Consider the following 4,831-nt stretch of genomic DNA (forward strand, 5'->3'; position numbering starts at 1 on the left):
CGTCTCCACAGTGCGGTCGAGCAGGCCACGCGCTTCCAGCGCCGTCATGAAGCGGCTCTGATGCGCGATGTCGGCGAGGCCGCGCTTGCGGGCGATCGAAAGCGCCAGCGTCTGCTGGTAGTTGTTCGACAGCACCAGCGAGCCGACCTCGTCGGTCATCTCGGCCAGCAGCTTGTTGCGTGCCGGGCGCGTCAACGACCCCTTGCGCATGGCGGATGCCAGCGCGATCTTGATGTTGACCTCGACGTCGGAACAGTTGACGCCGCCCGAATTGTCGATGGCGTCGGAATTGCAGCGGCCGCCATTCAGGCCGAACTCGATGCGCGCCCGCTGCGTGACGCCGAGATTGGCGCCCTCGCCGATCACTTTCGCCCGGACATCGAGCGCGGTGATGCGAATGGCATCGTTGGCGCGATCGCCGACTTCGGCGTTGGTTTCGGTCGATGCCCGCAAATAGGTGCCGATGCCGCCGAACCACAGGAGATCGACAGGGGCCTTGAGGATGGCGGTCATGATCTCGACCGGCGTGGCGGCGGTCTTGGCCAGGCCGATCGCCGCCGCCGCCGCCGCCGGCAAGGTGATCGATTTCTGGTTGCGCGAGACGATGATGCCGCCTTCCGACAGTTTCGTCTTGTCGTAGTCCTGCCAGCTCGAACGCGGCAGCGCGAACATGCGCTCGCGCTCGGCCATCGAGGCTGCCATGTCGGGATCGGGGTCGATAAAGATGTCGCGATGGTCGAAGGCGGCGATCAGCCGGGTTTTCGGCGACAAAAGCATCCCGTTGCCGAACACGTCGCCCGACATGTCGCCAACCCCGACGACCGTGAAGGACGAGGTCTGGATATCGCGGTTGATCTCGCGGAAATGCCGCTTGACCGCTTCCCAGGCGCCCTTGGCGGTGATGCCCATCTTTTTGTGGTCATAGCCGGCCGAGCCGCCGCTGGCGAAGGCGTCGTCGAGCCAGAAGCCGTGCTTCTCCGAGATCGCGTTGGCGGTGTCGGAGAAGGTCGCCGTGCCCTTGTCGGCGGCAACGACGAAATACGGATCGTCCGGGTCGCGTCTGATGACGCCGGCCGGGGGGATGACACCGTCGAGACCGATATTGTCGGTGATCGACAGCAGGCTGGAGACGAAATTCTTGTAGGCCGAGGTGCCTGCCTCGAAGATCGCGTCGCGACCGGCGCTCATCGGCAGCTTCTTCGGATAGAAGCCGCCCTTGGCGCCAACCGGCACGATGACGGCATTCTTGACCTGCTGTGCCTTGACCAGGCCGAGCACCTCGGTGCGGTAGTCCTGGGCGCGGTCGGACCAGCGCAGGCCGCCGCGCGCCACCGGACCGAAGCGCAGATGCAGGCCTTCGACCTCGGAACCGTAGACGAAGATCTCCCGCCACGGCCGCGGCGCCGGCAAGCCCTCGACCGCGTGCGAATCGAGTTTGATCGCCAGCGACTGGCCTTTCTCTTTCGTATCGGCAACGAAATGATTGGTGCGCAGCGAGGCTTCGATCAGATTGAGATAGCGCCGGATGATGGTGTCGTCATCGATGTTCGGCACATCCTCCAGCGCGTCCTTGATCTTGGCCTTGAGGTGCTTTGCGGCCACCACGCCTTCGGTCTCGGCCGTCGGGCCAAGCCGGGCGATGAACAGCGCATGCAGGCCCCGCGCTATGTCGGGATAACGATTGAGCGCGGCGGCGATGAAATCCTGGCTTTGCGGAATGCCCACCTGCTGCAGATAGCGGCCATAGGCGCGCAGGATCGTGATCTCGCCCGACCACAAGCCGGCGGTCTGGGCAAGGCCGTTATAGCCGTCATTGTCGACGTCGCCGCGCCAGACGGACAGGAACGCGTCCTCGAACAGCCCGCCGCCGTCAGTCAGGTCGATCGGCTTGCCGTAGCTGTTCTCCAACTCCATGTCATGGATGAAGACCAGGCCGGATTGTTCGTCGCCGACCTCGAAGGTGCGCTCGCTGATGACGCGGAAGCCGATTTTTCCCAGCACCGGCACCCGCCGCGACAGCGCCACCGGGCTGCCATGGTGATAGATTTTCAGCGACGCCTGATGCGGTTTCTGCTCGGCATGACGATAATAATCGATGGCGATCGGATTGCCGGCGCTGATCTTGGCAATGCGCCTGGCATCGGCCAGCGCCACCGCCGCGCTGAACGAATCGCGGTAGCTTTCCGGCAGCCGCGCGGCAATCGCCTTCAAAGCCTGGTCGCCGCCACTGGCCTCGGCCGCATCGGAAAGGGCGTCCTCCCAGGTACGCACGATGTCGCGGATCGCCGCCTCTATCGTCGCTTGCTCGACCTTCGGCGTCTTGCCGCCGGAGCGGCCGATGATGAAGTGCACGCGCGCCAGCCCGCCTTCGGGGAAGGCCGGGTAATAGGCCGACAGCCGACCTTCGAATACGGTCTTCAGATACGAGCCGATCTTCTCGCGCACGACGCTGTCGTAACGGTCGCGCGGCACGAAGACGAGGATCGAGACGAAACGGTCGAACTGGTCGGCGCGCACCAGCGCCCGCACGCGTGGCCGCTCGACCAGGCCCAGAATGGCAGCGGCGTGCTTCCTCAGGATCGGCACCGGCACCTGGAACAATTCGTCGCGCGGATAGCTTTCCAGCACGTTGATCAGCGCCTTGCCGGAGTGATCGTGCCGGTCGAAGCCGGACTTGGCGATGATGGTTTCGGCTTTTGACCTCAGATACGGGATCTTCATCACCGAGCGCGTGTAGGCGGTCGAGGTGAACAGGCCGACGATGCGCAATTCGCCCGCGAGCGTACCCTTGGCGGTGTAGGTCTTGATGCCGATGTAATCGAGATAGATGCGGCGGTGCACGGACGACTTGGCATTGGCCTTGGTGACGATCAGCGGCTCCGGCCCGTGCAGGAAGGCGCGGATTTCCGGCGTCGTCGTCACCGCTTCGGTGCCGCGCCTGAGCACCAGCACGTCGGGGTCGGACAGGATGCCGAGGCCGGGCTTTTCAGCGCGCTCCAGCGTACCGCTTTCTTCGCCGCCGGTGTATTTGAACTCGCGCATGCCAAGGAAGGTGAAATTGTCGTCGCGCAGCCACTCCAGGAAGGCGAGGGCCTCGGCAACGCTCTTCTTGTCGAGCGGCACGGCCGTATAGCGGAATTCCGAGATCGCCTGATCGAGGCGGGCCAGCATCGGCCTCCAGTCGTGAACGGCGGCATGAACCTGGCCAAGGATCTTGCGCAGCCGCTCGCTCAATCCGCTCGCCTGCTCGGATGTCACCCGCGGGATGTGGACATGGATGACGCTAAGCCGGTCGTGGCTGCCATCGTCCTTGGCGAAATTGCCGTCGCCGAGGATTTCTTCCACGCCGCCCTTGCCGTGGCGCACCACGATAACCGGATGGGTGACCAGGGTCGGTTCGCCCGATGTCTCGGTGATCTCGCCGAGGATGGAATCGAACAGGAACGGCATGTTGTCGTTGACGACCGTGACAACCGTCATCGGGCGGCCGTCTCGCACAACGCCCGAATCGGCATCGACGGCGACGACGCACTCGCCTTTCCTGTGAGTGGCGACTGCCTGGCCGGCGAGATCGGCAGCCCGCTCCAGGTCGGCCACATCGTAGGGAGCAATGTCTTCAGCTGGCGCGCGGGCGAGCAGATAGTCTGCAAGCCTGGCCGGCCTTTCCTCCGCTTTAATCGCTGCCGTGGCTTTTTTCTTCGGCTTGCTCGCGGATTTCACGCTGGCCATGACGCACGTCCCTCCCGTCGAATGCTTTTACGAATATGGTAGCAGATGACCGCTGTTTGGCGACAAAGGTTTGACGGCTTGCCAAGAATTATCGGAATTTGGCGACAAGATGCCGCGCAACGAGGAGAAATGACCCATGACCGGCAAAATCAGCGCGCTTGATCTTGGCCAGGGAGAGCTGAGCGAGGCGACAAAAACCTATTTCGCCAAATGCGAGGAGAAGCTCGGCCTCGTCCCCAACGTGCTCAGGGCCTATGCCTTCGACGACAGAAAGCTGCGCGCCTTCACCGACATGTACAACGATTTGATGCTGGGTGAGTCCGGGCTGACCAAGCTGGAACGCGAGATGATCGCGGTCGCCGTCTCCTCGATCAATCATTGCTACTATTGCCTGACCGCGCATGGCGCGGCGGTGCGCCAGCTCTCCGGCGACCCGCCGCTCGGCGAAATGATGGTGATGAATTTCCGCGCCGCCGATCTTTCGCCCAGGCAGGTGGCAATGCTCGAATTCACCGTCAAGCTGACGCAAGAGCCGGCCAAGATCGTCGAGGCAGACCGGGCCGCGCTGCGTCAGGCCGGCTTCACCGATCGCGACATCTGGGACATCGCCTCGACCGCTGCCTTCTTCAACATGTCGAACCGCGTGGCCGCGGCAATCGACATGCGCCCGAACGACGAATACCACGCCATGGCACGGTGAATTTGCTTTCTTCTCCCCTTTTTACGGGGAGAAGATGCCGGCAGGCAGGCGAGGGGCACCAACGTCTGTGAATCGAGGGCCAACTTTGCGCTGCCCCTCACCCGACCCTTCGGGACACCCTCTCCACGTAAGCGGGGCGAGGGAACGTCACCGAGCAGCGATCGCCGCCGCGGCGCCGGCCATCGTCGTCGCGCTGACGCGGTTGGCGATCTTCATGGCGCGTTTGCTCTTCAAAAGCTTGCGCGCCTGTGATGCGGCGAGCACCCAGGCGAGATCGATGGCGACCAGCACCACGGCCATGGTCGCCGTCAGCTCGACCCAGCCGACGATGCTGACCGAAGCGACGTCGATGATGGTCGGCAGCAGCGCCAGGTAGAACATCATGATCTTGGGATTGCCAAG

General features: G+C 63.6%; 2 protein-coding genes and 1 pseudogene. 1 reads left to right on the plus strand and 2 read right to left on the minus strand.

Translation table 11 applies throughout. From position 1 onward, the window contains the following. Positions 1 to 3,729, minus strand: a 3,729-nt coding sequence (locus EN939_RS21045; RefSeq protein ID WP_127269516.1) for an NAD-glutamate dehydrogenase, incomplete at its 3' end; no start/stop codon positions are given. 136 nt (positions 3,730 to 3,865) lie between these two features. Here EN939_RS21045 and EN939_RS21050 point away from each other — a divergent pair. Further along, on the plus strand, positions 3,866 to 4,429 hold the full coding sequence (locus tag EN939_RS21050; RefSeq protein WP_127269517.1) for a peroxidase-related enzyme: 564 nt from the start codon (positions 3,866 to 3,868) through the stop codon (positions 4,427 to 4,429). Between the two features lie 147 nt (positions 4,430 to 4,576). Here the strand turns inward: EN939_RS21050 and EN939_RS21055 are convergent. Next, a pseudogene (locus EN939_RS21055) lies at positions 4,577 to 4,831 on the minus strand (LysE family translocator); the annotation flags it as partial.

Source organism: Mesorhizobium sp. M7A.F.Ca.CA.002.05.1.1 (genome assembly GCF_003998335.1).
Taxonomy (GTDB): domain Bacteria; phylum Pseudomonadota; class Alphaproteobacteria; order Rhizobiales; family Rhizobiaceae; genus Mesorhizobium.